This window comes from Acetobacter sp. (assembly GCF_047723915.1).
GTDB lineage: Bacteria > Pseudomonadota > Alphaproteobacteria > Acetobacterales > Acetobacteraceae > Acetobacter.
In genome coordinates this window covers 1-26,976 of sequence record NZ_JBDOBQ010000035.1, presented here as the reverse complement: position 1 = coordinate 26,976, position 26,976 = coordinate 1, and the positions used below count along the sequence as shown (strand labels likewise).

Below are 26,976 nucleotides of genomic sequence, written 5' to 3'. Positions count from 1 at the left end.
TCAATCCCATCCGCCAGAGACAAGCGCGGACGCCACCCCGTCAATTCACCAATCTTCCCAATCGAGGCTTTGATATGGCCTTATCGACTGGCTCGGATCACTGGTAGGACAAGGGTAAGAGAAATCACTTATTTTCCCATCCTTATATTCTGCGCCTCCGACCCGTTGCCCTTTCTTATATTCCGTGACATTCCCCAATGAGTTGAAACCCTATTCGGTTAGCCCTGCATGTCATTCGTTCGTTTTTCTGCAATGGCCCTATTGCTCGCCCTCCCGCTTTCGGGACAGGCCATTGCGGCAAAGCCGTGCTCGCCAGATGATGGGCGACTTGAGCTTTCCATGCATGGTGTGAGTATCGCTGTCGGCTATATGTGGGGACGCGGCACTCTTTCCTATGCTGGCCGCACCTATCCTGTGTCGATAAAAGGGGGCGGTATGCTTTCTTTTGGAAGCGCTTCATTTGTTGGAACAGGCTGCGTCAGAAATCTGGGCAGGCTCAAGGATTTTAACGGCACCTACTGGACCATTGGTGGGGATGTCGCGCTAGGCCGGGGCCCAGTAGGTATAGATATGGAAAATGCCCGGGGCGTGGACATTGCCTTTTCTGGGCACGCGCACGGTGCCCATGTGGCTGGCCAGATTTCACGCCTTTACCTCAGCATTGACAATCATTAACCGGCGTCAAGCCGGCCGGGGCTGCTTATATTTGGAGCATGCCCTATAGCCACCAGAGACAGGCGTTGATTACCCTTAAAAAGAAATAGAAATATTTTTTATAGATATATTTAATTAATTTTTTACAGCCATAAATTTTTTTATAAAAGAAACTGCATAACATTGATCGTATTTCCTGATGACCCTGATTGCGGGTTCAAGGAAATGGGTCGGCATGAATGCACTTGTCATAACCGCATTGAAAAGACCTTACACTTTTGTGGTCCTTTCACTGCTTATTCTTGTGTTTGGAATACTCACCGTATTCCGGGCACCTACTGATGTATTCCCCAACATAAAAATTCCGGTGGTGTCTGTCGTCTGGACATATGGCGGCATGTTGCCAGAGGAATTTGCCGGGCGAATTACCTATAATTACGAACTGGCCGTGACCTCCACCGTGGAGGGGATCGAGCATATGGAAAGCAGTTCGTATTACGGACGCAGCATCGTCAACATCTACTTCCAGCCGGGGACGGATATTGGCGAGGCTGAAGCGGAAGTTACGGCAATTTCTCAGACTGTGATCAAGCAGTTGCCTGAGAATATTCCCGCTCCCATGGTCATGCGGCTGGATGCGTCCTCTGTGCCTGTGCTCTCGCTGCAGGTCACGTCGGACAAACAGACACCTTCCGATCTGTTCAAGATCGCCATGACCCGGATCCGTCCCATTCTGGTCACGGTACCCGGATCTGTGTTGCCACAGCCTTATGGCGGGATGGACAGCTTTATTATGGTCGCGCTGAACCAGAAACAGCTCCAGGCCCATCATCTTTCGGCCATGGATGTGCAGAACGCGCTACGCAAGCAGAATATCGTGCTGCCGGCAGGTGACCAGAAGATCGACCGGACGGACTGGATGGTCCAGACCAATGCCACACCACGTTCAATGAAGGAACTGGGTGATATTCCCGTCAAACGGGTTGGAAATTCGGTCATTTATGTTCACGACGTCGCCAATGTTTATCGTGGTGGCCACCCGCAGACCAATCTGGTTGTCGTAAAGGGCCGCCAGGGCGTTGAAATCGTAGTCATGAAAAGTGGCGACGCCTCGACGCTGGATGTCGTTGCCCGGACCAAGGCGCTTCTGCCCAGATTGCGCCAACTGGTTCCTGCTGACGTGCATATTTCTGTCCTGAGCGACGCGTCCGTTTTTGTGAAAGACGCGATCAGCGACGTTGTGCGCGAAATGCTGACGGCAGCCGTCCTGACCGGATTGGTTGTGCTCCTGTTCCTGGGGTCCTGGCGGTCTACCGTGATTATCGCCACCTCCATCCCTCTTTGCATTCTCAGCGCGATTATCGCCCTTCTGTGGTCGGGACAGTCCATTAACGTCATGACCCTGGGCGGGCTGGCGCTGGCAGTCGGTATTCTGGTCGACGACGCAACGGTCATGATCGAAAATATCGACACACATCTGGAGATGGGCAAGGACCTGGAAAATGCCATTATCGATGCCGCCAACCAGATCGTGATCCCGACGCTGGTGTCCACCCTTTGCATCTGCATTGTGTGGACACCGCTGTTCGGGCTGAGCGGCGTCGCCGGCTGGCTGTTCATGCCGATGGCCGAAGCGATCATTTACGCCATGCTGGCGTCGTTCATACTGTCGCGCACGCTGGTGCCGACCATGGCTAAATATCTGCTGGCCGGCCAGGTCCATCCGGGACTGCATAGCGATGAACACCTTGCCCTGCCCAAAGGCGTGTTCGGGCGGTTTCAAAGCCATTTTGAAAAGGCGTTTCATACATTCCGGCTTGCCTATGGACGGCTGTTGGAACGCATTGTCGTCCGGCGCAGGCGTTTTGTAACCGTGTTTCTCGGGTTTTCCGTCATTTCGCTCGGGCTCTTCCTGGTTGTCGGACAGGATTTCTTTCCCGAGATCAAATCCGGCATGCTGCAGATGCACATGCGTGTTCCTCTGGGAACGAGGATCGAGACGACGGGGCGGATTGCAAGTCTGGTCGATGACCGGATCGAAAAGGATTTTCCCGGCAAGATTGAGGGCGTCATCAATAACTGCGGCCTTCCCGAAGGGCCCCATAACCAGGCCTTCATTCCTACCCCCAGCATAGGGACGCAGGACTGCGACCTTGCCATTACCCTGAAAGATGATGCGTCGCCCGTATGGGATTATCGCACCGTGCTCAGGCGTGACCTTTCAGCGCAGTTTCCCGGCACTGTCTTTACATTCCAGCCTGCGGAACTGACTGACAAGATCCTGAATTTCGGATCGCCCGCGCCGATCGATATCCAGATTTCCGGCCCGGACATTCGTGCCAGCTACCATTATGCCACCATGCTGGTGAACCGCCTGCGTCATGTGCCGGGAGCTGTGGACGTGGTGATCCAGCAGACCATGAAAACCCCTACCCTTTTCGTACAGGGTAACCGGACGTTCGGGCAGGCGACCGGCATGACAGAAGGCGATCTGGCCAATAACGAACTCATGACCCTGTCGGGCAGCCAGACAGTCGACCCGCAATACTGGCTGGACCCGCAGACGGGCATTACCTTTCCGCTCAATGTCTATGTGTCGCAGGACCAGCTGACACACTACAACAACCTGCTGACTATTCCGGTAGACAAGGGTGACAGCGACCCCGACGGCAAGGACATGCAGCTTCTGGGCAGCATCAGCACCATTACGCCTGTTGGAACACCGGGGCAGGTCTCCCATTACAACTCCATGCCCGATATCGATATTTACGTATCGACTGAAGGGACTGACCTTGGCTCAGTGCTAAGCGGTGTGAAACGCGAAATTGCCCGGACCAGCCAGGATGTCCCCCGTGGGGCTGCGGTCGATATCCACGGGCAGGCAACAACCATGCACGGGGCGTATATCGAACTGGTTGTGGGGCTCGTGATATCGGTCATGCTCATCTACCTGCTGATTGTCGTGAACTTTCAGTCCTGGACAGATCCGTTCATTATTATCTCCGCCCTGCCCGGCGCACTGGCCGGCATTGCCTGGAGCCTGTTCCTGACCCAGACGCGCCTGAGTGTGCCTGCCCTGACAGGCGCCATCATGTGCATGGGCACCGCCACGGCAAATTCCATCCTCGTGGTTTCGTTCGCAAAAGAGCGGCTTGCCATTCATGGCAGCGCCGTTGCCGCCGCGGTGGAAGCCGGTTTCGGGCGGATCCGTCCCGTTATCATGACCGCATCCGCCATGATTATCGGGATGATTCCCATGGCCACCAGCAATTCGCAGAACGCCCCGCTGGGCAAGGCTGTCATTGGCGGGCTGATTGTCGCGACATTTTCCACGCTTTTGTTTGTTCCCTGTGTTTACGCCATTTTTCATCATCGCTCGTCCGTGTCCCATGCAGGTGATACGGTTGGCAGCAAGGAGACTGTCTGATGCCACGCTCCCTTAAAGCGAGATTGGCCCTTGTGCTGGTGCTCTGTGTTATTGTGGGAGATATCGGCTATCTCCTTGTTCAGCGCGCCCGCAATACAATCCATATCCGTCGTGACGCGGCCTATGCCAGCGTGCCGGATGTGGCTGTCGTTGAACCCAAGCCCGCCCCACCGACTGTATCCATGACTCTGCCAGGCACGCTCAGCGCCTGGTACGAAGCGCCGATTTACGCGCAGGCCTCCGGCTACGTGAAAATGTGGTACAAGGACTATGGTGCCAATGTAAAAACCGGCGATATTCTGGCCGAAATCAATTCCCCCCGCCTGGATGCCGAATACGCACAAGCGCAGGCGGACCTTAAAGTTCTGCAGGCCAAATTCGGACTTGCCGCCATTACTGCCAACCGCTGGCGCGCCATGGGCCAGTCGCAGGCGGTGTCGGGACAGTCCGTTTCCGTGCAGAACGCCAATGAGCAGGCGGCCCATGCCGAGCTTGAGGCAGCCCAGCACAAGGTGGACGCCTACACCGCCCAGATCCGGTTCAAGACCGTCGTAGCGCCGTTCGACGGGGTGGTGATCGCACGTAATATCAACGTCGGTGACTATGTGGGCGCGGGCAGCGGCAACATGAACGCCAACGGCACGACAAGCGAGTTATTCATGGTGGCCGATACCCACGCCATGCGCCTGTTCGTATCCGTTCCGGAAACATTCTCGTCCATTCTCAAACCCGGCCTGCTGGCAAAGGTGGTTGTCCCGCAGTTTCCCAACACGACATTTACGGCAAAATTCCTGACGATTGCTAAAGGTTTTGATCCCAACACCCGCACGGTGGTGACTGAATTCACCATCGACAATCCCGACCAGAAACTCTGGCCCGGCAGTTTTGCATCGGTCACCATTACAGCACCGGCTGACAAAGGAATTTACACCGTTCCTACGGGTACGCTGGTTTTTCAGGAACACGGCATGCAGGTCGCGACCGTGGACGGCCAGGACATCGCGCATTTCCACAATATCACCGTCGGTCGCATGTCTGATTCCTACACCGAGGTGGATGCAGGCGTAACACCAGCGGACAGGATCATCAACAACCCGCCAGCCGACCTGCTCGAAGGCCAGAAAGTACGTATTGCGTCCCCCGCAACCGGGTATCTGAGCACACCGCCGGCGACAGCAACGGACACCACCACGACGGAGGAGGATGAATAATGCGTCTTTTCCCTGTCATGCAGCACATACCCCATGCGCGACCTGCCCTGGTCCTGCTGGGTCTGTTCTCGCTCAGCGCGTGCGACCTGGCGCCGGATTACCAGCCACCGCATTACATCGTACCGGCATCGTGGCATGGGGCGGGCCTGTTCCACGATGCCGCACCGCAGAGTGTCGCACTGCGTTCGGACTGGTGGACACAATTTGCTGACCCGCAACTGAATACACTGGAAAATCAGGCAACCAGCAACAATGCGGACCTGCAGGCCGCAAGCGAGCGCTTTTTACAAGCTCGTGCCATGGTCAAGGAAGCGCGTTCGGACCTGTTGCCGCATTTCGGCCTGGCGTTCGGGTCCAGCGACAACAAAAGTTCGACCGACCGGCTGTTCCGATACAAAGGCCCCATTACAGCCACGGACGAATTCTATTCCGGCCTGGCCAGTTGGGAACCCGACATCTGGTCCGCCATACGCAACAAAGTAAGGATACAGAAATCCTTCGCTCAGGAGCAGGACGACCGCTACGCCGCAGCCCGCCTCAGTTTGCAGGCTGAGGTGGCGACAGATTATTTCGCCCTGCGCGGGCTGGACGCCCAGATGGCGATCTACCAGCAGTCCATCAGCTATTACGAACAGGCGCTGCATGTCACCCAGACACGGCTGGACAACCAGGATGCAACCGGGATCGACGTCGCCCGCGCACAGAACCAGCTTTATATGACACAGGCCCATCAGCTTGAGGTGCAGGCACAGAGGGACGTGATGGAACATGCCATTGCAGTGCTGGTCAACGAGCAGCCTTCGACTTTTCATATTGCACAGAGTGATACTCTCAACAGCACAGAACCATCAGTGCCCACAGGCATGCCGTCGGAACTGCTCCAGCGCAGACCCGATATTGCGGCCGCAGAACGCGAAATGGCCCAGGCCAACCGCAGTATCGGCATTGCCCGGGCAGCGTTCTACCCGCACCTGTTTTTCAGCGCCAATGGCGGGTTCGATTCAAACGGCTTCAACCTCGCCAATCTGGCCAACAGCATGTGGGCTTATGGCGCATCGGTCTCCATGCCGCTTTTTCAGGGGGGGCTGCGTCAGGCCCAGTTGCAGCATTCCTGGTCCGTCTATCGTGAAACGCTGGATCATTACCGCGTAACGGTTCTGTCAGCCTTTCAGGACGTGGAAAATGGACTTTCGGTTACGGCGCGCCTTCGCATGGAAAATGCCAGGCTGAAACAGGCCGTAAAGGCAGCCCAGCAGTCGCAGACCCTGACCATGACACTCTATAAAGGTGGGGCCGACAGCTATCTGGATGCGCTGATAGCACAGGTGAACACCCTGGACGCCCGTATCGACCAGGTGCAAGTGCAGACCCACGCGCTTCAGTCAACCGTGGCCCTGTATCGCGCCGTTGGGGGCGGCTGGCACGCAACCCTTTGATGCGTAAGCCCCGGCACGCACGATCTGTGTCGTCGCGCCGGGGCCCGGTACGTTGTTCTCAGAACGCCCAGATCGCGTCGCAGTTGAACCAGAGCATGTTGTTCGTGCCGTTGTTCACGATGGGCGCATACCCGTTGGCAGCACTTGGTACAGCCGCCCTGTTATAGGGCCTTGTGCCATTGAGCGATTTATCAAGCCTGATTTCTGGCCGTATGGTTAACTGCCCGAAATCGCTATGCCGATTGATAAAATCCGGACGGTAGCTGACGCCCACGGTCAGTTCGCCATAGGTGGTAGGAGGCGCGCTGTAATAGGGATATGGTTTGTTTGAAATCGACCGGGTAAACGACGTCGTGCTGGTATACTGGGTAATGGTACCCCCTGTATTGTCACGAAAAATTTCGCCCCGCGCGTTCAGCGTCAACGACGGGTTCAGGTCGTATGCAAAAAACGTGGTAACGCCATAGGCGTCGTCACGCAGCAGGTCGTCATGCAGGTAAGACCCATCCACCGTGACAGACATGGCCTTGTTAATGCGGTAAGTGGCCAGAAAATCAGCATTATATTGCATCTTGCTGTTCGCCAGACGGCCTGCGCCAGCACTGGTCCATAATCCATCGGGCGATTTGACGGCGATACCGTTATTCCCCTGCGGCCCGAAATGCCCGATGATATGCATGTCAAGCCTGCCCCCCAGCAAGCTCTTCCAGACAAATCCGAAATATCCCTTGGGTTTGTTGTTATTGCCATATCGCCCGAAAGAGGTGGAATTTCCCGCATCCACCCCCAAAATCCAGTCCATTCTGTCGCTCAGATGCGCGGTTGCCACCACACCCAGCATTTCAAAGGGCATAATATAGTCGGCCGCATAGCTGAACGTGTAAAATGGCCGTGCCGTGGCCGGTGTACCTTCGGCCCCCAGCAGCCCGTATAACTGCCCCACCTGAACATCGATCCCGTTCCTGAATATCCACGGAAACTTCACATCGATATGGGCCTGTGTCGGCACCCATTGATACAGCCCGTTCAGGGACCCCGATCCCATGCCAAGTGTCGGGTCGAACCGGCCATCAGACCCGTAAAGGGTCTCGAACGTGAAACCTATGCCGTATCCAGCCCCGATGTTCTCGACCGGGTGGGACAGCGAACCTATAATCTGGTTCATGGTAACGGTATTGGCGCGGTCGGCATAAAATTGCGCAAAGTTCCGTCCTGTCCGCGTCCAGGGGTTGCCGGTTATGCCCACTTCCACTGCCAGATGGCCGACCAGATTATCCCAATAGCTATGAGAAGCCCCGGGCCTGTGCGGAAAAATATTGCCGGTCGACGCCACATCAGGGTCCGGTGCCTGCTCTGCCGCGCCAGACAATACAACGGACTGACTTCCATCGCCGAGCGCGACATGACTGCTCTGGGCATGACCAGACTGGGGAGCGTAGAGTGCAAGCCAAGCGGCGGAGACTGCCAGTCCTGCCAACCACCGCCACGCGCTTCCGCCCGATCGCACGTGACGTTGCAGGTATACTCCTGACCGGAGCACACAGCCGTCCGGGGCGCGATTTGGGCCAGCACCTACAGGTATTGTCAGTATGGTGCGCAAAATAGATACGTCATCGACATAAAAACTCAACGTCATTCAAGAAGAACTCGTTTACACAAGATCCATCAAAAACCGCATTCAGCCCGAAGCCGGGAAACATCAGCCTCCAGAATTTTTATCGTATTATAGGCTTGCAGCAAAACGTCACTTTATAATTCGGCATGGCAGTATACCAAAAAAATGTGTTTCGGGTTTTTTACACATCAGAAGCGTAACAATAATGTCGCTGTGAAGCCAATTTATCCACACAGGAGCGGCGGGGGCTGTCCACACACCATCTTTTGAGCCCGCGAGATCGTGTTCCGTAGCGCGTTTTTTGCGTAGATACGGAGTGATCGCTTCTTTCGGCCTGGAAACCAATATATGACCTCCGTACCGTCTTTCCTGTTCCCGCCTCCCGTTTCGGCCCTGCCTGTCGAAGGCACGGACAAGTCCTTTCCTGTTGGGCGCATCTGGTGTGTTGGCCGCAATTATGCCGAACACAGCCGTGAAATGGGCAGCGACCCAGACCGCAACCCGCCTTTTTTCTTCAGCAAACCGGCCGACGCCATCACGACCGCGCAGACCCTGCGCTTTCCCCGCGGAACCAGCAACCTGCACCATGAGGTAGAGCTTGTCGTGGCATTGGACCGGGGCGGGGTCGCACTGTCGCCCGCCGAAAGCCTGCACCTTGTGTACGGCTACGCCCTTGGCCTGGACATGACCCGCCGCGACATGCAGGAAGAAGCCAAAAAAAAACGGCACCCATGGACCCTGTCCAAGGGGTTTGATGAGTCCTGCCCCATTACCGCCATCCGCCCGGCCGCGAGCGTGCATAACCTCGAAAACAGCCTGATTACCCTGAGCGTAAACGGCGAACTGCGCCAGAAAGGCGTGATCAGCGACATGATCTGGTCGATCGCCGAAATGATTTCCGCGCTGTCACACAGTGTCCAGCTCAAACCCGGTGACCTGATCATGACGGGTACACCCGCCGGCGTATCCCAGGTCAAACCCGGTGATGTGATTGAAGCCGATTGCGAAAATGTCGGCCACCTGTCCGTGCGCTACCTGCCAGACTGACGGAGAAGGACCGCCACCCCGAAAAGAGCTTGATTGTGGCTGTTATCGGGGCATAATTTCAGGGCAATAGCAGTGCCCCCGATATGCCCCGGCAACATGCACAAGGAAGTCTTTCGCGCGTGTATACACTCTACGTTTATGACCACTGCCCGTTCTGTATCAAAGCCAGAATGATCTTTGGCCTTAAAGATATTCCTTTCCATCTTGCCATTCTGCCAAACGACGACGAACAGGGGCCGATCAGCATGGTCGGGCGCAAGGTCGTGCCTATTTTAGGCAGGGACGGTCAGTTCATGGCGGAAAGCCTGGATATCGTCGCACGCATCGATGCCGAGGGCGCACCCGTGCTGGCCGGACAGCGCAACCCGCTGCTGGGCGAGTGGATGCGGCGCAGCAATGCGCCGCTTTACCGGCAGTTTCTGCCCCGCGCCGCAGCCGCCCCCTTCCCCGAATTCGCAACCACTTCGGCCCGGGCCTATTTCATCGGGAACAAGGAACGTACCGAAGAACCGTTTTCAACAGTCCTGCGCGAAAAGCATGTCGCGATCGAGACATTGAACCCGCTGCTTGCGGAACTGGCTCCTCTTGTGCGCGCACCGGATGCCGTAAACGGTACGCTATCCTATGACGATATTGATCTGTTCGCCCTGCTGCACAGTTTTTCCATTATTCAGGGCCTGACCTATCCACCAGAAGTCGAAGCCTACCGCCAGACCATGTCGAAACGCTGCGGCATTCCGCTGCTGGACGCGCTGGCGGTTTGATGAGCAGCCCCCCCGCCCCTCCGCCTCTGCTGGATGTACGCGACCTGAGCGTGAGTTTTCGCTCGCGCGGCCGCATGATCCCGGTGGTCGAGCGTGTCTCGTTCATGGTGCGCGAAGGCGAAATTCTGGGGCTGGTGGGGGAGTCAGGATCGGGCAAGTCGGTGACAGCCATGGCCCTTATGGGGCTGATCGACACGCCCGGCGTGCAGATCAGCGGGTCCGTGCAATTCCAGGGGCGCGAACTGGTGGGCATGCCGCAAAAGCACCTGCGCCGTTTGCGCGGCAGCAGGATCGCCATGATCTTTCAGGACCCCATGACGGCGTTCACGCCTGTGTACACGGTGGGCTGGCAGATCGATGAACAGATCCTGGCGCACCAGGCTGTCTCTCGCAGTCAGGCCCGTGCACGCACGATTGCGCTGCTGGGCGATATGGGCGTCCCGGACCCCGCCAGAACAGCCGACAGCTATCCCCACCAACTTTCGGGCGGCATGCGCCAGCGCGCCATGATCGCCATGGCGCTGTCGTGCAACCCGGCATTACTGATAGCCGACGAACCCACCACGGCGCTTGATGTCACCGTGCAGGCCCAGATTCTGGACCTGATGCGCAGATTGCGCACCACATATGGTTCATCCGTGCTGCTGATTACGCATGACATGGGCGTTGTAGCGGAAACATGTGACAAAACGTTCGTACTGTATTCCGGCCGCATGGCCGAGACCGGTCCGACCGCGACTGTTTTCGCGCAGCCCGGCCATCCGTACACGGCTGCCCTTCTGGCCTCCATTCCGCCTATGGACGGGGCGCGGCCCCACCGCCTGCCCGCAATTTCCGGCCTGCCCCCCGCACCGCTCGAACGCCCGGCAGGCTGTGCTTTTGCCCCACGCTGCCAATACGTTCACGCCCCCTGCCTGCCTGCTCCACCGCCAGCGCTGGTCACTGTCGGGACCGCACATGAGGCGGCATGCGTTCTCCCACTTGAAGGCACACCCCTGCAAGCCGCAATAACGGGCATGCACGCGGCATGAACAGCGCACTACAGACCGGTCCCGGCATATCCGCCCCAGCGCCGCTGCTTTCGGTCACGGATCTGCGCAAAACCTATACGTTGCGTCACGGTCGGGTTCTTCATGCCGTGGACGGCGTGTCGTTCAATGTCCTGCCCGGTGAGGTACTGGGGCTGGTTGGTGAATCCGGGTGTGGAAAGTCCACTCTGGGGCGCAGTCTTATCAGGCTGACCAACCCATCCAGCGGGCGGATTGTGTTTGACGGCAGGGATATCACCACCCTGCCCGAGCGGGCGCTGCGCCCTTTGCGTCAGCAGATGCAAATGGTTTTTCAGGATTCCTACGCATCGCTCAACCCGCGCCGACGTATTGGCGACCTGCTGGCCGAACCGCTTAAGGTCCATAAAAAGCCCGACGGACAAAAATGGACGGCCCAAGGCATTGCTGAGCGCCAGAGCGAGTTGATGGATCTGGTCGGGTTGGGTCGCAGCGCCCTGGAACGCTACCCGCACGAATTCTCGGGCGGGCAGCGCCAGCGTATCAACATCGCACGGGCTCTTGCCCTCTCGCCCCGCCTGATTGTGGCTGACGAACCCGTTTCGGCGCTGGATGTTTCCGTTCAGGCCCAGATCGTCAATCTGTTCGCCGACCTTCAGGACCATCTCGGCCTGACCTATGTATTTGTCGCCCATGATCTGGCGGTCGTTCGCCAGATTTCGACACGGGTGGCGGTCATGTATCTGGGCGCCATCGTGGAGATAGGGGAAACCGACGCCGTCCTGCATCGGCCAGCCCACCCCTATACACTGGCGCTGACACAGGCAGTACCCCGCCCGGTACCCGGCGCACACCGGCCTACGCCCCTGCGCGGCGACGTTCCAAGTCCGATTGCCCGGCCCACTGGCTGCCGCTTTCATACAAGGTGCCCCGTCGCGCAGGATCGCTGCAAGGTCGAGGAACCGCGCCTGCGGAGCGTGACAACGCGGCAGGATGTCGCCTGTCATTACCCCAATGACTGGGTGGTGTCAGACACGCCTGCGGCATAAATACCGGCCCGGCAGACGCCAGAGAATGGCTGCGCCGCGCCTACGCCTCTTGTTAAGGCATACAGCGCAAGTCTCTAATACGAGGCCAGCAGTAAAACCTTAGAGTTTTACAGGGTATCCATATTGGTGCCTGGCTTGCCACAAGGCGCATGCCCACGCCCCTGCCTGTCACGTGAAGTCCATGAACGAACGGAGCAAGATATGCCGTCTTCCACGCCATCGCACCCCGTTTCAGGGTCGCTCCGTGGCGTTTTAATGGGTTTTGCCGCCTTTGCGCTGTTCTCGTTCAGCGACACAAGCGTAAAACTGATCCGCCATGGCCTGCCGCCATATGAATCCGCGTTTATCGGTGCCGTGTTCGGATTACTGGTTTTTCCTTTCCTGCTCGCGCCCGGAGACAGGCTGAGCGATGTGCTGACAACGTCCGACCGGCGGTTATGGCTGGTTCGTTTTTTCTCCTATCCGGCGGGGGTTATCGGCAGCGTCACGGCATTCAGCCATTTACCCATGGCAGAAGCCTTTACGCTTATTTTTCTTCAACCGTCCTTTGTCACGCTCCTGTCCATAGCCTTTCTTCGCGAGCGCATCGGCCTGCCTCGCAGCTTTGCCATTATTCTGGGTTTTGTCGGCGTGCTCGTTGTTCTGCGTCCGGGCATGCGTCCGCTTTCCATCGGCCATCTCGGCGCGTTGATCGCAGGGCTGGGCGGCGCGCTTTCAGTCGTTACTTTTCGTGCGGCTGGCCCGCATGAGAAACGTATCTCGCTGTTTGGTGCTGGTATTCTGGGGGGAATTGTCATTGGCGGGCTGACCAGCCTGCCAACGCTGGTGCTACCCACCTGGCATCAGGCTTTGCTGCTGGCCAGCTATGGTCTGCTGGCGGCCTTTGCCAATATCGTGCTCATGCACGCGGCCTTCGCCGCTTCGGCCGCGGCTATTGCGCCAACACAGTACAGCCAGATGGTATGGGCAGTTCTGATCGGGTATGTCATATTTGGTGACAGGGTGGATATGCCCACCATAATCGGCATGGTGCTGATCGTTGGTTCAGGGCTGATCACCCTGCTGCGCGAACGCACCATAGGGGGCATGGAACCTCCACCTATTGCCGTGAGCCGCGGACATGCCGCCTCTGTCCTGGTAACGGAAAACCCGGACAGCACCTGAGCCAAAACACCCCAGACACACAGCACCCAACTTGCGCATCACCCTTTTGGGCAGATAAGCAGTCGGGGCTGGAGATCGCTCTCCAGCCCCTGTATCAGATCATGACGGTGTATAGATCTGATCGAAGATTCCGCCATCGGAAAAATGACGCTTCTGCACGGCCTGCCAGCCACCCAGACTTGCAATGTCGAATGTATCCGTTTTGGGGAAAACGGACCCGACTTCAGCCAGAACAGCGGGATCGACAGGGCGGAAATAATGCTTTGCCCCAATACGCTGGCCTTCCGGCGTAAACAGGAAGTCGAGATAGGCTTTTGCGACCGCTTCCGTCCCGTGGGCCTTGACGTTATGGTCCACCACTGCCACGGGCGGCTCTGCCAGAATGGTCAGCGACGGGACCACGATATCGAATTTGTCGGGCCCGAGGTCACGGGTGGCCAGCAGGGCTTCATCCTCCCACGCCAGCAGTACATCGCCCAGGCCACGCTGCACGAAACTGTTGGTTGCGCCACGAGCACCGGTATCGAGAACCGGCACGTGTGCGAACAACGCCTTCAGGTAGTCGCGCGCCTTCTGCTCGGAACCGCCCTGCTGGTGCAAGGCCCAGCCCCATGCGGCCAGATAGTTCCAACGCGCCCCGCCCGAAGTTTTGGGGTTGGGTGTAATTACCTGCACGTCGTTGCGCACCAGATCTGGCCAGTCATGAATGGCTTTGGGATTACCCTTGCGGACAAGAAAGACGATGGTACTTGTATAAGGCGTGGAATTATGCGGCAGACGGGTCTGCCAGTCTGCGGCCAGCAGACCTTTCTGGGCCAGAATATCGATATCGTACGCAAGCCCGAGCGTGACTACATCCGCCGGGGCGCCGTCAAGCACGGAACGCGCCTGCGCCCCTGACCCGCCATGCGACGACCGCACCCTTACGACATCACCCGGATGGGCCTTGGCCCAGCTTGCAGCAAACGCCTTATTGACGTCGGCGTACAGCTCCCGCGTGGGATCGTAAGAAACATTGAGCAGGTTGTATGAGGCGGCTTTGGCGGGCCGCTGGCCCAGCCCGACAACCAGCCCAGCCCCCAGGGCAATACCCCCCTTAAGGACGGCACGCCGGCTCGTTTTCATGGAGTGTACCATTCTATGGCTCCTGACTTGCGTCGATCAGAAAGAGGCTTGCACGCGGCCGACAACGGCGTTGCCATCGCGCCCGAACAGATTGACATTCCCGCTTACGCCCTTGGAGCGTGACACTATGAAGCGGGCATAATCGAGCATGAACTTGAAGTGACGGTTGGGGTACCAGTTCAGGCCACCCTGCCATACGGTCTGCTGGTTCCCGTTAATGCCTGTCCCGCCCTGGTTGCTCTCTCCATAAAGGTCGGTGACACTCCACCGGCCACTGACTTCCAGCGCACCCCAATGATTATGTGCGGGGTCGAAATCATACTCGACGCCAGGGGTCGTGAACGCGGCAATTTTCTCGTTATAGGCACGCGGCTTGCCAAAAACTGTATAGTTGGCAGAAACATACCAGCCGTCGAACCCGAGCGATGGCAGATGCACGGCCTCGGCATTATTAGCCCGCTGCACACCGATATGGTAATATTCGCTCTTAAGCAGGAAACGCTTCCAGCGTAGCGCCAACTGCGGCCCCGCCGCCCAGATCTGCGCCACGTTCGTCAGTGCCCCGGAGGTCAGCAGATTGGTTTCACCCAGCGGCACTTCCATGTTGTCGCTCAGCGTGATCTGTCGGCCCTTGCTGTTTTCGTTGACTTTGAAAACGGATGTGGCACCTGCGCCCACATGCACGTCAATATCCTTGCTCAGATACGGACGGCCCGCGACACGCACGACAGCACCGGTCTGGCTGTCGACGATCGTCGTATCCTTGCTCCGGTCGCCATATTTCTGGCCCGTGAAGTAAGCGGCCGCCAGCCAGCGTTTTTCATAATGTTCGCCACCCACGCTGAAGCGCGCCACGCCACCAGCCAGATTACGCACCAGATCGACAATGGTCGGGCGTTCAAGGAATTCGAACGCGCCTGAACGCTCGGCACTTTCTTCTTCCATACGGGGCTGGAAATAGCCGACTGTCAGGGTCGTATTATGCAGCCCTGTATAGTTCAGGTTGGCTTCGAACAGGCCTACGGAACCATCCACGGAACTCGACCCGAAATCGGGTGTGACATTCACCACCCAGTCCTTGTAACGCCATGAGAAATACAGGCGCAGCCGACGGGCGTTCTGCGTGAATTTGTTGAAATTACCGGCCCCCTCCCGCGGGGCGCTGGCCATACCCAGGAAGCCACCTATATCTTCCTGAAACAGCAGACCGACGGAGAACGCATAAGCCTTGTCATCGGACGCAATGGTGGGGCGCCCGTTCGGAAAGCCGATCTGCATGCCGCCGATATGGACCTCTTCATCTTTCGCGGACGCAGCACGGAATTCTTTCCATGACAGCAGCGGACCTTCGGCCAGCACGGTGTGACTGTCAGCCCCCTGGCGCGGACCATGATATGCCACTGGCGCCTCGGCAAAAACAGGCTGCGGTTCATTGGCTGGGGCGTCAACAAGCCTGTGGGGGGCATGCGTTGCATGAGCGTTGGATGCCGTAGTCGTGTGCTCGTATTTGGCAACGCGGGACTGGAGCACATGCATTTCCCGGCGCATGGCGTCCATTTCGCGACGCAACTCGGAAACCTCAGAGTCTGACGCTGCAAATACCTGCGGGGTAGAGAGCAGAAAAACGGAAGCAGCACTGGCCAGCAGCGTGCTGGCGCGATGATAACGAGGCATAACAGGCCCTTTTCTTGGCGATATTTATCTGCTCACAACCCCGGATGCATGGGGGCGGAGTAAAATTTTCAGTTAGTTGGTCAAGGCGCGCATCGATCAAGCTCTGGCCCGGCGACGGAACCCGACCGTCGCCACACGCCTGAGTTCATCAATATTATCGAAAATATGCTGATGTAGAGGCCTGACGCTTTCATGGGCAGCATAGAAACGGCTCTTTTTATAGTCCGATTCCAGAATAGCAGCCCCAAGAAATGTGCCGTCTATTTCAATGATACTTGATTCACGCACGATCTGCCATCCATCACGATTTGAATAGCTGACCAGCGCAAATCTTTATCTGCTACCTGTCAGCTATGCCATTTTCCCTGTCTTCTGCCAAACACGGGACATCGCATTCGCATGCTGCCTTGTCCGTTCACCGCAACGCCTCCCCTGTTTTTGAATCTGACGGGTCTGTCATAACCTGTTGCGCTTTTACACAGAAAGAGATGTGACAGTCAACAACGCACTAGATGTTTCTGTGTTTTTTTCCATAAAATACACAGAATTTTAGTTAATTAAGCCGTAATATCATTTTAAAACAATGATCTGGAACACCAATCCGTTGATTGCCGTCTCAAAATTCAGGATGCTTCAAAGCCTTTGAAATCTGCCCCTGCACCGCGTCCTGAAGTCTTAACGTTCGCATGCGGGGACGAGGTTCCGGCCAACAGGGCATTTAGTGCATCGGAATTAAAAACAATTCTAAAAAAGTAACGATACCGTGTTTCATCTTCAGTCTGAACGCGTCGTGCATAAAGAGAGCCCAGACGCATACCCTCCGCAGTCCCGGCACCCGTAAATTCCCCCGCTTTCCCATGGGGGGCAACCTGGCTACCGTATCAGATTTTTGATAAAATTCTTTATTTATAGCAATTTAACAGAAACAAGTCCTGTTCGAAAAATACCGAAATTCCGTATCTTGCAAAAACAGCCTACCCGCATCGGGCGCTGTTTTTTATTTTCCTCCGGGCCGCAGACCGTGCCGTCCAGCCCTTCCGAACAGGCCGCCGCAGTCAATGTCAGACGGGTATGACCACTCTTGATGTTCGATGCAAACTCTCGCACCGTTTGCCACAAAACGCTTCTGAAAGGACGATTATGACCCTCGATGTCGCTTCCGCCATCCTGAACCGGCGCGCTATCAAGCAATTCGATCCGGCTTACGCCATGCCAGACAGCGATATGGAAAAAATACTTGATCTTGCGCGACGCATGCCAACAGCGTTCAATATTCAGAACTGGCGTTTTGTGGTCGTGAAGGACCCGGACCTTCGTCGCAGGATCAGGGCCGCCGCATGGGACCAGCCACAGGTGACCGATGCATCTGTATTGCTGGTGCTGTGCGCCGATCTCAAGGCATGGGAGAAAAAACCCGGCCGTTACTGGGAAAATGCCCAGCCTGACATACAGGCAGTCATGACCGCAGCCATAGACCAGTATTATCGCGGACGCGAACAGGTCCAGCGTGACGAAGGCATGCGTTCATGCGGCATGGCGGCCGGGGCGATCATGCTGCTGGCACAAAGCATGGGTTACGGCACCTGCCCGATGGATGGCTTCGATTTCGGCGCGGTCGGGGCGCTTATCAACCTGCCAGCGGACCACGAGATCGTCATGTTCGTCGCGATCGGCAAGCCCGCGGCGCCCCCCAAACCCACGGGTGGCGTGCTGCCCCGGGCCGAACTTGTTCTGAACGATACGTTTCCCGCTTAACTGCTACGGCCCCTTCGCCAACCCGCAAGGCCAACCCCGCAAGAAAGATATCCTGCCGTGCTTTCCCACCCAACAGCCGCACCTTCGGGACAGGACAAAGCACCGCGCACCATGGTGTGGCTGGCTTCAGCCCTTTTCCTGTCCTACCTGTCTGTCGCGATGTCCATGCCGACGACATCGATCTATGTCGACACGGCCCTGCATCTGGGCAACGCCATGGCAGGGCTGGCGGTGGGCGTGGCGTTTGCCTCCACCATCCTGACCCGCAGCCTGGCCGGTCGCTTTGCGGACCACCACGGCGGCAAGCCCTGCATGTTATGGGGGCTCGGGCTTTACGCTGCAGGAGCCATTATCAGCGCGCTTGCGGCGTGGCATGCGGCCCCGCTCCTTGCCTTTGGCGTGCTGATACTGGGCCGGCTGATCCTCGGACTGGGAGAAAGCCTGACAATCGTGGGGGTTCTGGCCTGGGGTATCGGCATTATGGGGCATAAACGCTCCGGCCGGGTTTTTGCACTGGTTGGCATGGGCATGTACGGCGCTTTCGCCGCCGGCAGCCCACTTGGGCTCAGCCTGTACGAACAGGCGGGGTATCTTGGCGTCAGTCTCGCATGCCTGTTGGTGCCCCTGCTTGGCCTGACCATGGCCGCCCCCATAGCACCTGTACCGCCACAATCGGGCGAACACCCTCCGCTGCGGCAGATTATCGCCAAAATCTGGGATCTGGGACTGGTCGTGTTTTTGCAGGGGATCGGGTTTGCGGCATTGGGTGCCTTCATGCCTTTGCTGTTCCTGCACCGGCACTGGCCCCACGCCAGCCTGGGGCTGACATTTTTTGGCGCGGCGTTTGTATTGGTACGCCTGTTCTGTGGCCACCTGCCTGACCGGATCGGTGGCGTGCGTGTTGCCGTTGTTTCTCTGGCGGTGGAAACCTGCGGGCAGTTCCTGCTTTATTCCGCCAGCACCCCCTCATGGGCGCTGGTCGGCGCCGCACTGACCGGGACGGGATGCTCCATGATTTTTCCTGCCATGGGGGTCGAGGTCGTGCGGCGTGTCGCACCCCATCTGCGGGGCACGGCCATGGGAGGTTTCGCCGCCTTCCAGGACCTTGCATATGGCGCTACCGGCCCCCTGACCGGTCTTCTGGCCGACCGCGCGGGAGATGCAAGCGTTTTTCTTGCGGGCACCATCACCAGTGCGCTGGGCCTGAGTGTCGCAATCGTTCTGGCATACCGCACACGCCAGCCTGGAAGCCCCCCTTCTCAAGCCAAGGAGACATCATGAAACCGACCCTGGCAGCAGCCGCGCTTTTGCTGGTCCCATCCGCAGGCGCATTGGCCGCGACACAGCCCACACCCGTCGCCCTGACCCATATCCGGATTATCGACGGCACGGGCGCGCCCCCTGTCGAGGATGCGACGATCATCATGCAGGGCAACGTCATTCTTGCCGCGGGCAAGGACGTGGTCATTCCCAAAGGGACTAAAATACTTGACCGACGGGGCGATACCGCACTCCCCGGACTGATCTCCGACCATAGCCATGTGGGGCAGTTCAGCGGTGTTACGGTCAGCCCCGGATTCTACACAGCCCCCGTCATTACCGACGCGCTGGCACAGTACCGTCGTTACGGCGTGACCACAGTGACAGCACTGGGCAACAATATCCCCGCCATTTTCGACCCATTGCGCAAACAGGCCCATGACGGCCACCTGCCAGCCGATCTGTTCGGGGTCGACAAAGGTATTGGCGTGCCAAATGGCGCCCCACCGATCGATGTCGGCAAGGACGAACTGAACCGCCCCACCACCCCGGCCGAAGCCCGCCGCGACGTGGACCAGATGGCGGCCGACGGCACGGACCTTGTCAAAATCTGGGTCGATGACTTCGGGGGCTCATTGCCTGTCAAGATGGACCCGGCAATTATCGCCGCCGTCATAGACGAATCCCACAAGCTGCATTTGCGGGTCGCGGCCCATATTCACGACCTGGACGACGCCCGACGTGTGGTGGCCGATGGTGCAGATATTCTTGCCCATGGCGTGCGCGACCAGCCAGTACCCGCCGCCTTTATCGAAAGCCTGAAATCGCGCGGGATCTGGTACATCGCAACCCTTCAGCTTGACGAGGCCACCACAGCCTGGGCCGACCCGGCACCGTGGACCGCATCCCCCTTCGTTCAGGCCGGGCTGTCGACCCCGCTGCGCGCCCAGATCGGTGATCCGGCCTGGCAAAAGGCCAATAGCACCGGCCCCAGGGCCGACGCCGCCCGGCGGTCACTGGCCATGAACCTCCGCAACCTCAAAGCCCTGTATGATGGCGGCGTACAGATCGGCTTCGGCACCGATAGCGGCGCCATGCCCCTGCGCGTGCCCGGCATAGCCGAACACCGTGAACTCGCACTGAGCGTTCAGGCAGGCCTGACCCCACTACAGGCCATTCATATCGCCACCCAGAACGCGGCCCACCTGCTGCACCTGACAGACCGTGGCGTTATCGCCCCTCAAATGCGTGCTGACCTGCTTGTTGTGGCAGGCAACCCGGCCACGGATATCTCACATACCGACAACATTGTGGAAACGTGGGAAAACGGGACCGCCACGGCAGGGCCTGTCACCGCAGCGCCTAATGGAGAACAGTAATGGAGTATCGTCTGCTCGGTCGTTCCGGCCTCAAGGTTTCAACCCTGATGCTGGGCACCATGACCTTTGGCGGCAAAGGGAATTTTGCAAAGACCGGCAATACGGATGTGCAGGGAGCGCGTCGGCAGATCGACATGGCGCTGGACGCTGGCGTAAACATGCTGGACACGGCCGATATCTATTCTGATGGAGAATCAGAAGAGATCATCGGCACGGCGCTCGATGCCGGACGGCGCAACCGCGTGATGCTGGGCAGCAAGGTGCGTTTTCCCACCGGCACAAAGGGACCGAACGAACGCGGCCTGTCACGCCACCATATCATCAAGGCCTGCGAAGCCAGTCTCCGACGGCTCAAAACCGACCATATCGAGCTTTACTGGTGCCACGAATGGGACGGCCTGACCCCGATAGAGGAAATTCTCGCAGCCCTTGACGACCTGCAACGCGCAGGCAAGATCGGGTATGTCGGTGTTTCCAATTTTTCGGGCTGGCATATCATGAAAATGCTGGCTGCGGCCGAACGGAGTGGAAAAGTCCGCCCCGTCGCCCAGCAGATCCATTACACGCTGCAGGCTCGCGAGGCTGAATATGAACTGCTGCCCATAGCGGTCGACCAGGGGGTGGACACGGTGATCTGGTCGCCACTTGCAGGCGGTCTGCTGTCCGGCAAATACCGCCGGGGACAACCCGAACCCGAAGGCACCCGCAAGGCCGCCCATTGGGACGAACCACCTGTACGCGATGTCGAGGCTCTCTATGACATTGTGGAGGTGCTGATCCGCGTCGCAACCCGTTACGACGGCGCGACACCGGCACAGGTCGCCCTTGCGTGGCTGCTGACGCGGCCGGGCGTGGCAAGTCTGGTGATCGGCGCCCGGACCGACGCGCAACTGGCAGACAACCTGAAAGCCGCATCGCTGAAACTGGCTGCGGAGGATATTGCCGAGCTGGAAAAAGTCAGCCGTCCCCCCCTGCTGTATCCATACTGGCACCAGCGCTCAACCGCCGCCGACCGGCTTTCCGTGGCGGATCTGGCACTTCTGGCCCCTTTCCTGCAGGCATGAAGGCACTTCGATCACTGACGCTTGTGGCCGCGCTGGGCGCCGCCACAGGTCCGTGCGTATGGGCGGCGCCCACGCCCGCCATCACCAGCAATCAGGACCCCGGATTTGGTGCGACAGGTCATGTCGAAATCGTGGCCAGTATTCCCACCCCCTGTCCGTCCGGTATCGTGGTGGTGAACAACCGCCTTTTCCTGACATTTCCCAAACATGACGGCGACCACGCAGGCCCAGTGCTGGCGGAATGGAAAAACGGACAGCTTTCCGCCTTTCCTTCCGAGAAATTTGCCGCCTCAAAGTCCGGGCCGCCAGAAGACCGGCTCGTCTCCCCCCACGGCATGACCACCGATACGCGCGGCATGATCTGGGTGATTGATGACGGGAAAGTTCAGGGCCAGCCGATCCCGCCCGGTGGGGCCAAAATCGTGGGCATCGACCCGGCTACGGGCACGGTGGTATCCAAGGTTGTCCTCAAGGACACAGTACTGCCTGGCAGCCATATGAACGACCTGCGGGTTGACCTGACCCATGGCCCAAAGGGCACGGCGTTCATTACCGACAGTTCGTTCGACGGCCATCCGGCCCTTGTCGTGGTCGACCTGGCCACAGGCCGCCAGCGGCGGGTGCTGGAAGGAACGGTGTCCGTTCTGGCAGATCCGGGATACCAGACCGTACTGGACGGCCGCGTCCTGCCCTTTACCCCCAAAACACCGACTTTCCCCGGTGGCGGAGCAGACGGCATTACCCTCTCGCAGGATTCCTCGCGCCTCTATTACGCTCCTTTGGCCAGCAGGCGCCTGTACAGCCTGCCCACGGCGCAACTCGCGGATTTTTCCGTCAGTTCCGCCTCTCTGGCGAAGATGGTCGTTGATGAAGGGGAAAAAGGGGCTGCAGACGGTCTGGCAACTGATGCATGGGGCCGTATCTATACAACCGCCGCAGACCATGACGCGATTTTTCGGCGCAATACCGACGGCAGCTTCGATCTGGTCGCATCCGATCCGCGGTTTGTCTGGCCTGACGGTATTTTCGCCGATAACCGATATGTCTATGTGGTGCTGGGACAATGGACACGCCTGCCCCGTTTCCATAACGGGCATGACATGCGCAAACCCCCGTTCCTGATCGCGCGCATGCCAATTCGTGCGCCATGAGGAACCCTCACTGACAAACATTAAGGGTGTGCTGCAAACGCGGCACACCCCATGCTGCAAAGCGTGTTGTTCCCCGCCAACCCGTATAGCGGCTGTCAGGCGATTTCATGGTTTTCAAGGCGAACCCGAATATCAGCCTTGGACAACACAAAGCCGCCCGCGTCGGGAGCTTTCTTCGGAAATCGTGAAAGCCCGAGCCTTCGCAAGCATGCGAAAACGCCGATTGCGGAGTCACTTATGTAGAGGTTCTACATAGACACCCAGAATTCGGGGCGTTTTTATTATTTATTTCAATCAATTACGGAGAGAAATGGCTGGGGGACCTGGATTCGAACCAGGGCTGACCGGGTCAGAGCCGGTAGTTCTACCGCTAAACTATCCCCCAGCATGCCGCGCTTGAGGAGGCGTCTTGTGTGCCCCTTCGTGCTGGTGGGGCTCTCCTACCATTACGATCACAGGCATGCAAGCCCACCTCCAAAAGAATTTTCGATTTATCACATATTTGTCTTGTCCCATGGCGGATGCACTCCCAGAATAGATGAAAGAGTTTATCAACCCCGAACAGAAAGGACCGGACCTATGGATGACATGCCCCCCTGGCCCGGCCCGCCAGGCAGGCCTTTCCATATCACGCCGTCCCTACGGACGGGGGAAGATGATCTGTTTGCTGCACTGGATCTGGGAACAAACAACTGCCGCCTGATGATTGCGGCGCAGACCGCCGGCGGTTTTCGTGTGGTAGACAGTTACAGCCGCATGGTCAGGCTGGGCGAAGGGCTGCACCATACCGGCGTTTTAAACCGTGACGCCATGGAACGGACAATGGAGGCCCTGCATTCCTGCGCGGAACGTCTTGGGCGCCGGCAGGTCCGCAATATCCGCGCCGTCGCGACCGAAGCCTGCCGCAGGGCTACCAACGGGCAGGCTTTCCTGCAACGCGCCAAGGCGGAAACCGGCGTCGATATCGACATTATTTCCGGGCGCGAGGAAGCCTGGCTGGCCGTGGAAAGCTGCGCCAACCTGCTGCACGACCAGCGCCTGGGTGCCGCACGCAACCGGGCCCTGCTTTTTGACATCGGCGGTGGCTCGACAGAAATAGCCTGGGTCCGAACCGAACCCGACCGCCAGACAGAATCCCTTATCGGGTATCTCAGCCTGCCTGTCGGGGTCATAACATTGTCCGAACAGTTCGGACCGATCCGCAACCTGACGGAAACCGTCTATCGCGAAATGGTAGCCTATACGCGCGCCTTTTTACGTGATTTTGAGGAAATTCATCGGATCGGCCCGGAAATCCGGCGCAATCAGGTCCGCCTGATCGGCACAAGCGGAACGGTGACAACCCTTGCCAGTCTTATCCTGAACCTGTCGCGCTACGCCCGTGCCGCGGTCGATGGCTCCCTGCTGCCAGCAGCCAGCGCACGGCTGGCAGTGCGCAAACTGCTGGGCATGGGCCACAGGGGTATAGAGCAGCACCCATGTATCGGACCGGACCGCGCCCCGTTCGTTCTGCCGGGCTGCGCGATTTTCGAAGCCATTCATGATATGTGGCCCGTGGGCGATATTGTCGTGGCGGACAGAGGTTTGAGAGACGGCATGATTCTGCGGATGATCCGCAAGGCTTACCCAACACCCCCGACACGGCGCACTGTGCGCCAGAATGCCCCTTACAAGAAACATTTCACGCAGAGTTCCATGCAGGTTACAGGTTTATGAGCGATAAAAAAGGCCGCTCCTCCGGCTCTTCCTCCACATTGCGGGTGCCGGGTCGCGCACGCAAAAGCAGCGCTGCCCCCGGCAGCCAGCTCAGTCAGGATGATTCGGCGGCGGTACAGAAGGTGCGGGCCAAGTCGGTGTCCCTTCGTACGGCGCGCGGGCGCACGACTGCCCAGCAACGCTGGCTGGCCCGCCAGTTGAATGACCCCTACGTGCAGGCCGCGCAGAAACAGGGCTGGCGTTCCCGCGCGGCCTTCAAGCTGATCGAACTGGATGACCGCTTCCACCTGATCCGTCCGGGGATGAAGGTGGTTGACCTGGGCGCCGCCCCCGGCGGCTGGACACAGGTTCTGGTCAAGCGCGGGGCGGCCCAGGTTGTCGGGGTCGATCTGCTGCCTGTGGAACCCGTGCCAGGTGCAACGATCATAGAAGGTGACTTTACCGCCGATGGCATGGCCGAACAGTTGACAGCCATGCTGGGCGGCGGAGCGGATCTGGTCGTTTCAGACATGGCACCCAACACGACCGGGCATGCCGCCACCGACCACCAGCGCATTATCGGCCTTGCGGAAGAAGCACTTTATTTCGCCTTCGACATTCTGGCCGAAGGCGGGGGGTTTGTCGCCAAGGTCTTTCAGGGCGGGGCTGAAAAAACAATGCTGAACACCCTCAAACAGGCATTTGCCCAGGTCCGCCACGCCAAACCCCCTGCCAGCCGCAAGGACTCGGCTGAACTGTATGTCGTGGCAACCGGCTTCCGCCCACAAAAACTCGCTCTTGCCAGCGGCTCCGAGTAACGGGCACCACGCAACGCAGCATTCCGCATGCTGCCCGGCTCCACACACGGCCACATGCGGGATTACCCAAAAATTCTAAAACAAGGTGCGATGCCATGAGTGAAACCGTGCTTGACGCACGCGGGCTGAACTGCCCGCTGCCCGTGCTCAAAGCCAACCGCATGCTGCGCGGCATGACGCCGGGCGAACGCCTGCGCGTACTGGCAACCGACAAGGCATCCGTTACCGACTTTCAGGTCTTCTGCCGCGAAACCGGACACGCCCTGGTCGCTTTTGCCGACCAGAACGGCGTGTTCGCCTTTACGATAAAGCGCAGGGCCGACACCCTCCCCGATCGGGCAGGCTGATCCCCCGACATCATACCTTACAAGCAAGACTTGGCAGACCCCTCCTTCTCGGGGTATTGCCATCCCCTTCGAGACGAAGAGGAACGCCCGCGTCATGCCGGATAACATCACATCGCTCTCTTTCGAGGCGGCGCTCTCCGAACTGGAGAAAATCGTGCGCGGCCTGGAAAGCGGACAGATGAAGCTGGAAGACGCCATTGCAGCGTATGAACGCGGCGCGGCCCTAAGGCAGCATTGCGAAGCCAAGCTCAGCGAAGCCGAAGCCCGCGTGCAGGCGATCGTACAACGGTCCGACGGGTCGTTGGACATGAAATCTATGGACTGAGATGTCAATGACGAACCCGGCCCCCACATCCCTCAGCCGCGTGGCGGAAAACGGCGCCCTGCTCAAGCAGGACATGAGTGCCCGCGCACGCGTGGTCGAAAACACGATCGACGCCCTGCTTGTCCCCACTAAAGGCGGCGATGCACGCCTGATCGACGCCATGCGTTACGCTACACTCGGGGGCGGCAAGCGCCTGCGCGGCTACCTTGCCATGACGGTCGCCAGCCTGTTCGACGTGCCTGAAAACCAGTCGGCAAGAGCGGGCGCGTCCGTCGAAATGCTGCACGCCTATTCGCTCGTGCATGATGATCTGCCCGCCATGGACGACGACGACATGCGCCGTGGCCAGCCATCGACCCACCGCAAGTTTGACGAGGCCACCGCCATTCTGGCAGGTGACGCCCTGCAGACCAAGGCCTTCGAAATTCTCGCATCGGCCCAGACCCACAACAGCGCCGATGTTCGGATCGACCTCATTTCCTGCTTTGCCGAAGCGTCGGGGGCCGCTGGTATGGTAGGCGGGCAGATGATCGACATGGAAGGCGAAGGCCGTGCCCTCCCGCTTGATGAAGTCCGCCACCTGCATGCCCTCAAGACCGGCTGCCTGATCCGCTATTCCGCCGAATGTGGCGCCATTCTGGGCCAAGCCACGCCAGACCTGCGCAAGCGTCTGCGCTCCTATGGCACCAGCATTGGCGCGGCCTTCCAGATCGCGGATGATATTCTGGATACAACAGCCACGGCGGAAGAACTGGGCAAGACAGCCGGCAAGGACGAGGCTTCGGGCAAATCGACCTTTGTCGCCCTGCTGGGCATTGATGGCGCACAGAAAGAAGCCACCCGGCTGACCGAACTTGCCGTGGCCGAACTGGAGCCCTTTGGCGCGCGGGCCGACAGATTGCGGGACCTCGCCTACTATGTGATCGAACGGAGAAACTGAGATCATGGCCGAGCAGAACGCCCCCTCCCCGATTCCGACGTATGGTCGTTTTCCGGCGCTGGACCGGGT

At 58.6% G+C, this 26,976-nt stretch carries 23 protein-coding genes and 1 tRNA gene; 19 read left to right on the top strand and 5 right to left on the bottom strand.

What is annotated here, in order from left to right:
* The first annotated feature begins 228 nt into the window (after window positions 1–228).
* From ABF990_RS13625 to ABF990_RS13610, 4 genes are all read left to right on the top strand, one after another.
* The gene (locus tag ABF990_RS13625) at window positions 229–675 is read left to right on the top strand and encodes a hypothetical protein (protein ID WP_415491926.1); all 447 of its coding nucleotides are present in this window, start codon (window positions 229–231) and stop codon (window positions 673–675) included.
* A gap of 214 nt (window positions 676–889) precedes the next feature.
* Window positions 890–4,081, top strand: coding sequence for an efflux RND transporter permease subunit (locus tag ABF990_RS13620; protein ID WP_415491927.1), 3,192 nt, complete (start codon window positions 890–892; stop codon window positions 4,079–4,081).
* A complete protein-coding gene (locus tag ABF990_RS13615) occupies window positions 4,081–5,292 on the top strand; it encodes an efflux RND transporter periplasmic adaptor subunit (protein WP_415491928.1) in 1,212 nt (403 codons plus the stop codon). The genes ABF990_RS13620 and ABF990_RS13615 overlap by 1 nt, the downstream gene beginning before the upstream one ends.
* The gene (locus ABF990_RS13610) at window positions 5,292–6,728 is read left to right on the top strand and encodes an efflux transporter outer membrane subunit (RefSeq protein ID WP_415491929.1); all 1,437 of its coding nucleotides are present in this window, start codon (window positions 5,292–5,294) and stop codon (window positions 6,726–6,728) included. The genes ABF990_RS13615 and ABF990_RS13610 overlap by 1 nt, the downstream gene beginning before the upstream one ends.
* 58 nt (window positions 6,729–6,786) lie before the next feature.
* Here the strand turns inward: ABF990_RS13610 and ABF990_RS13605 are convergent, their stop codons facing one another.
* Window positions 6,787–8,205, bottom strand: coding sequence for an outer membrane beta-barrel protein (locus ABF990_RS13605; protein ID WP_415500585.1), 1,419 nt, complete (start codon window positions 8,203–8,205; stop codon window positions 6,787–6,789).
* A gap of 486 nt (window positions 8,206–8,691) precedes the next feature.
* On the opposite strand from ABF990_RS13605, the gene ABF990_RS13600 reads away from it, so the two are divergent.
* From ABF990_RS13600 to ABF990_RS13580, 5 genes are all read left to right on the top strand, one after another.
* A complete protein-coding gene (locus tag ABF990_RS13600; RefSeq protein WP_415500584.1) occupies window positions 8,692–9,390 on the top strand; it encodes a fumarylacetoacetate hydrolase family protein in 699 nt (232 codons plus the stop codon).
* A gap of 119 nt (window positions 9,391–9,509) precedes the next feature.
* On the top strand, window positions 9,510–10,154 hold the full coding sequence (gene grxB / locus ABF990_RS13595; protein ID WP_415500583.1) for a glutaredoxin 2: 645 nt from the start codon (window positions 9,510–9,512) through the stop codon (window positions 10,152–10,154).
* Window positions 10,154–11,185: an ABC transporter ATP-binding protein gene (locus tag ABF990_RS13590; RefSeq protein WP_415500582.1), complete on the top strand. Its 1,032-nt coding sequence runs from the start codon at window positions 10,154–10,156 to the stop codon at window positions 11,183–11,185. The genes grxB and ABF990_RS13590 overlap by 1 nt, the downstream gene beginning before the upstream one ends.
* A complete protein-coding gene (locus tag ABF990_RS13585) occupies window positions 11,182–12,210 on the top strand; it encodes an ABC transporter ATP-binding protein (protein ID WP_415500581.1) in 1,029 nt (342 codons plus the stop codon). The genes ABF990_RS13590 and ABF990_RS13585 overlap by 4 nt, the downstream gene beginning before the upstream one ends.
* A 201-nt stretch (window positions 12,211–12,411) precedes the next feature.
* Window positions 12,412–13,374, top strand: a complete 963-nt coding sequence (locus ABF990_RS13580) for a DMT family transporter (protein ID WP_415500580.1) — start codon at window positions 12,412–12,414, stop codon at window positions 13,372–13,374.
* 99 nt (window positions 13,375–13,473) lie between these two features.
* Here the strand turns inward: ABF990_RS13580 and ABF990_RS13575 are convergent, their stop codons facing one another.
* The 3 genes from ABF990_RS13575 to ABF990_RS13565 all read right to left on the bottom strand — a co-directional run bounded on the left by ABF990_RS13575 (window position 13,474) and on the right by ABF990_RS13565 (window position 16,461).
* On the bottom strand, window positions 13,474–14,499 hold the full coding sequence (locus tag ABF990_RS13575) for a sulfate ABC transporter substrate-binding protein (RefSeq protein ID WP_415491937.1): 1,026 nt from the start codon (window positions 14,497–14,499) through the stop codon (window positions 13,474–13,476).
* Window positions 14,500–14,535: 36 nt separating this feature from the next.
* The gene (locus ABF990_RS13570; protein WP_415491938.1) at window positions 14,536–16,173 is read right to left on the bottom strand and encodes an OprO/OprP family phosphate-selective porin; all 1,638 of its coding nucleotides are present in this window, start codon (window positions 16,171–16,173) and stop codon (window positions 14,536–14,538) included.
* A gap of 96 nt (window positions 16,174–16,269) precedes the next feature.
* Window positions 16,270–16,461 (bottom strand): hypothetical protein, encoded by a 192-nt coding sequence (locus ABF990_RS13565; protein WP_415491939.1) that lies wholly within the window; start codon window positions 16,459–16,461, stop codon window positions 16,270–16,272.
* 852 nt (window positions 16,462–17,313) lie between these two features.
* On the opposite strand from ABF990_RS13565, the gene ABF990_RS13560 reads away from it, so the two are divergent.
* From ABF990_RS13560 to ABF990_RS13540, 5 genes are read left to right on the top strand one after another with little or no spacing between them, the layout of a single operon-like run.
* Window positions 17,314–17,928: a nitroreductase family protein gene (locus tag ABF990_RS13560; RefSeq protein ID WP_415491940.1), complete on the top strand. Its 615-nt coding sequence runs from the start codon at window positions 17,314–17,316 to the stop codon at window positions 17,926–17,928.
* Between the two features lie 57 nt (window positions 17,929–17,985).
* Window positions 17,986–19,209 (top strand): arabinose transporter, encoded by a 1,224-nt coding sequence (locus tag ABF990_RS13555; protein ID WP_415491941.1) that lies wholly within the window; start codon window positions 17,986–17,988, stop codon window positions 19,207–19,209.
* Window positions 19,206–20,567, top strand: coding sequence for an amidohydrolase family protein (locus tag ABF990_RS13550; RefSeq protein ID WP_415500579.1), 1,362 nt, complete (start codon window positions 19,206–19,208; stop codon window positions 20,565–20,567). The genes ABF990_RS13555 and ABF990_RS13550 overlap by 4 nt, the downstream gene beginning before the upstream one ends.
* Window positions 20,567–21,631, top strand: coding sequence for an aldo/keto reductase (locus ABF990_RS13545; RefSeq protein WP_415491943.1), 1,065 nt, complete (start codon window positions 20,567–20,569; stop codon window positions 21,629–21,631). Before ABF990_RS13550 ends, ABF990_RS13545 begins: the two co-directional genes overlap by 1 nt.
* Window positions 21,628–22,782 (top strand): L-dopachrome tautomerase-related protein, encoded by a 1,155-nt coding sequence (locus ABF990_RS13540; protein ID WP_415500578.1) that lies wholly within the window; start codon window positions 21,628–21,630, stop codon window positions 22,780–22,782. Before ABF990_RS13545 ends, ABF990_RS13540 begins: the two co-directional genes overlap by 4 nt.
* Before the next feature lie 311 nt (window positions 22,783–23,093).
* On the opposite strand, the gene ABF990_RS13535 is transcribed toward ABF990_RS13540, so the two are convergent.
* Window positions 23,094–23,167, bottom strand: a tRNA-Gln gene (locus ABF990_RS13535).
* 194 nt (window positions 23,168–23,361) lie between these two features.
* Between ABF990_RS13535 and ABF990_RS13530 the strand changes: the two genes are divergently transcribed.
* The 5 genes from ABF990_RS13530 to ABF990_RS13510 all read left to right on the top strand — a co-directional run bounded on the left by ABF990_RS13530 (window position 23,362) and on the right by ABF990_RS13510 (window position 26,907).
* Entirely contained in the window at window positions 23,362–24,498 is a 1,137-nt protein-coding gene (locus ABF990_RS13530) for a Ppx/GppA phosphatase family protein (protein WP_415500577.1), read from the top strand.
* Window positions 24,495–25,295 (top strand): RlmE family RNA methyltransferase, encoded by an 801-nt coding sequence (locus tag ABF990_RS13525; protein ID WP_415500576.1) that lies wholly within the window; start codon window positions 24,495–24,497, stop codon window positions 25,293–25,295. Before ABF990_RS13530 ends, ABF990_RS13525 begins: the two co-directional genes overlap by 4 nt.
* A gap of 95 nt (window positions 25,296–25,390) precedes the next feature.
* Entirely contained in the window at window positions 25,391–25,642 is a 252-nt protein-coding gene (locus ABF990_RS13520) for a sulfurtransferase TusA family protein (RefSeq protein ID WP_415492521.1), read from the top strand.
* 94 nt (window positions 25,643–25,736) lie between these two features.
* Window positions 25,737–25,967: an exodeoxyribonuclease VII small subunit gene (locus tag ABF990_RS13515; RefSeq protein WP_415500575.1), complete on the top strand. Its 231-nt coding sequence runs from the start codon at window positions 25,737–25,739 to the stop codon at window positions 25,965–25,967.
* Window position 25,968: 1 nt separating this feature from the next.
* A complete protein-coding gene (locus ABF990_RS13510) occupies window positions 25,969–26,907 on the top strand; it encodes a polyprenyl synthetase family protein (protein WP_415492523.1) in 939 nt (312 codons plus the stop codon).
* Window positions 26,908–26,976 lie beyond the last annotated feature (69 nt).

Excerpts from the sequence above, each read along its gene's own strand:
- ABF990_RS13625 (WP_415491926.1), top strand. The coding sequence starts at position 229 with ATGTCATTCGTTCGTTTTTCTGCAATGGCCCTATTGCTCGCCCTCCCG.
- ABF990_RS13620 (WP_415491927.1), top strand. The coding sequence starts at position 890 with ATGAATGCACTTGTCATAACCGCATTGAAAAGACCTTACACTTTTGTG.
- ABF990_RS13615 (WP_415491928.1), top strand. The coding sequence starts at position 4,081 with ATGCCACGCTCCCTTAAAGCGAGATTGGCCCTTGTGCTGGTGCTCTGT.
- ABF990_RS13610 (WP_415491929.1), top strand. The coding sequence starts at position 5,292 with ATGCGTCTTTTCCCTGTCATGCAGCACATACCCCATGCGCGACCTGCC.
- ABF990_RS13600 (WP_415500584.1), top strand. The coding sequence starts at position 8,692 with ATGACCTCCGTACCGTCTTTCCTGTTCCCGCCTCCCGTTTCGGCCCTG.
- ABF990_RS13590 (WP_415500582.1), top strand. The coding sequence starts at position 10,154 with ATGAGCAGCCCCCCCGCCCCTCCGCCTCTGCTGGATGTACGCGACCTG.
- ABF990_RS13585 (WP_415500581.1), top strand. The coding sequence starts at position 11,182 with ATGAACAGCGCACTACAGACCGGTCCCGGCATATCCGCCCCAGCGCCG.
- ABF990_RS13580 (WP_415500580.1), top strand. The coding sequence starts at position 12,412 with ATGCCGTCTTCCACGCCATCGCACCCCGTTTCAGGGTCGCTCCGTGGC.
- ABF990_RS13575 (WP_415491937.1), bottom strand. The coding sequence starts at position 14,499 with ATGAAAACGAGCCGGCGTGCCGTCCTTAAGGGGGGTATTGCCCTGGGG.
- ABF990_RS13570 (WP_415491938.1), bottom strand. The coding sequence starts at position 16,173 with ATGCCTCGTTATCATCGCGCCAGCACGCTGCTGGCCAGTGCTGCTTCC.
- ABF990_RS13560 (WP_415491940.1), top strand. The coding sequence starts at position 17,314 with ATGACCCTCGATGTCGCTTCCGCCATCCTGAACCGGCGCGCTATCAAG.
- ABF990_RS13550 (WP_415500579.1), top strand. The coding sequence starts at position 19,206 with ATGAAACCGACCCTGGCAGCAGCCGCGCTTTTGCTGGTCCCATCCGCA.
- ABF990_RS13545 (WP_415491943.1), top strand. The coding sequence starts at position 20,567 with ATGGAGTATCGTCTGCTCGGTCGTTCCGGCCTCAAGGTTTCAACCCTG.
- ABF990_RS13540 (WP_415500578.1), top strand. The coding sequence starts at position 21,628 with ATGAAGGCACTTCGATCACTGACGCTTGTGGCCGCGCTGGGCGCCGCC.
- ABF990_RS13530 (WP_415500577.1), top strand. The coding sequence starts at position 23,362 with ATGGATGACATGCCCCCCTGGCCCGGCCCGCCAGGCAGGCCTTTCCAT.
- ABF990_RS13525 (WP_415500576.1), top strand. The coding sequence starts at position 24,495 with ATGAGCGATAAAAAAGGCCGCTCCTCCGGCTCTTCCTCCACATTGCGG.
- ABF990_RS13520 (WP_415492521.1), top strand. The coding sequence starts at position 25,391 with ATGAGTGAAACCGTGCTTGACGCACGCGGGCTGAACTGCCCGCTGCCC.
- ABF990_RS13515 (WP_415500575.1), top strand. The coding sequence starts at position 25,737 with ATGCCGGATAACATCACATCGCTCTCTTTCGAGGCGGCGCTCTCCGAA.
- ABF990_RS13510 (WP_415492523.1), top strand. The coding sequence starts at position 25,969 with ATGTCAATGACGAACCCGGCCCCCACATCCCTCAGCCGCGTGGCGGAA.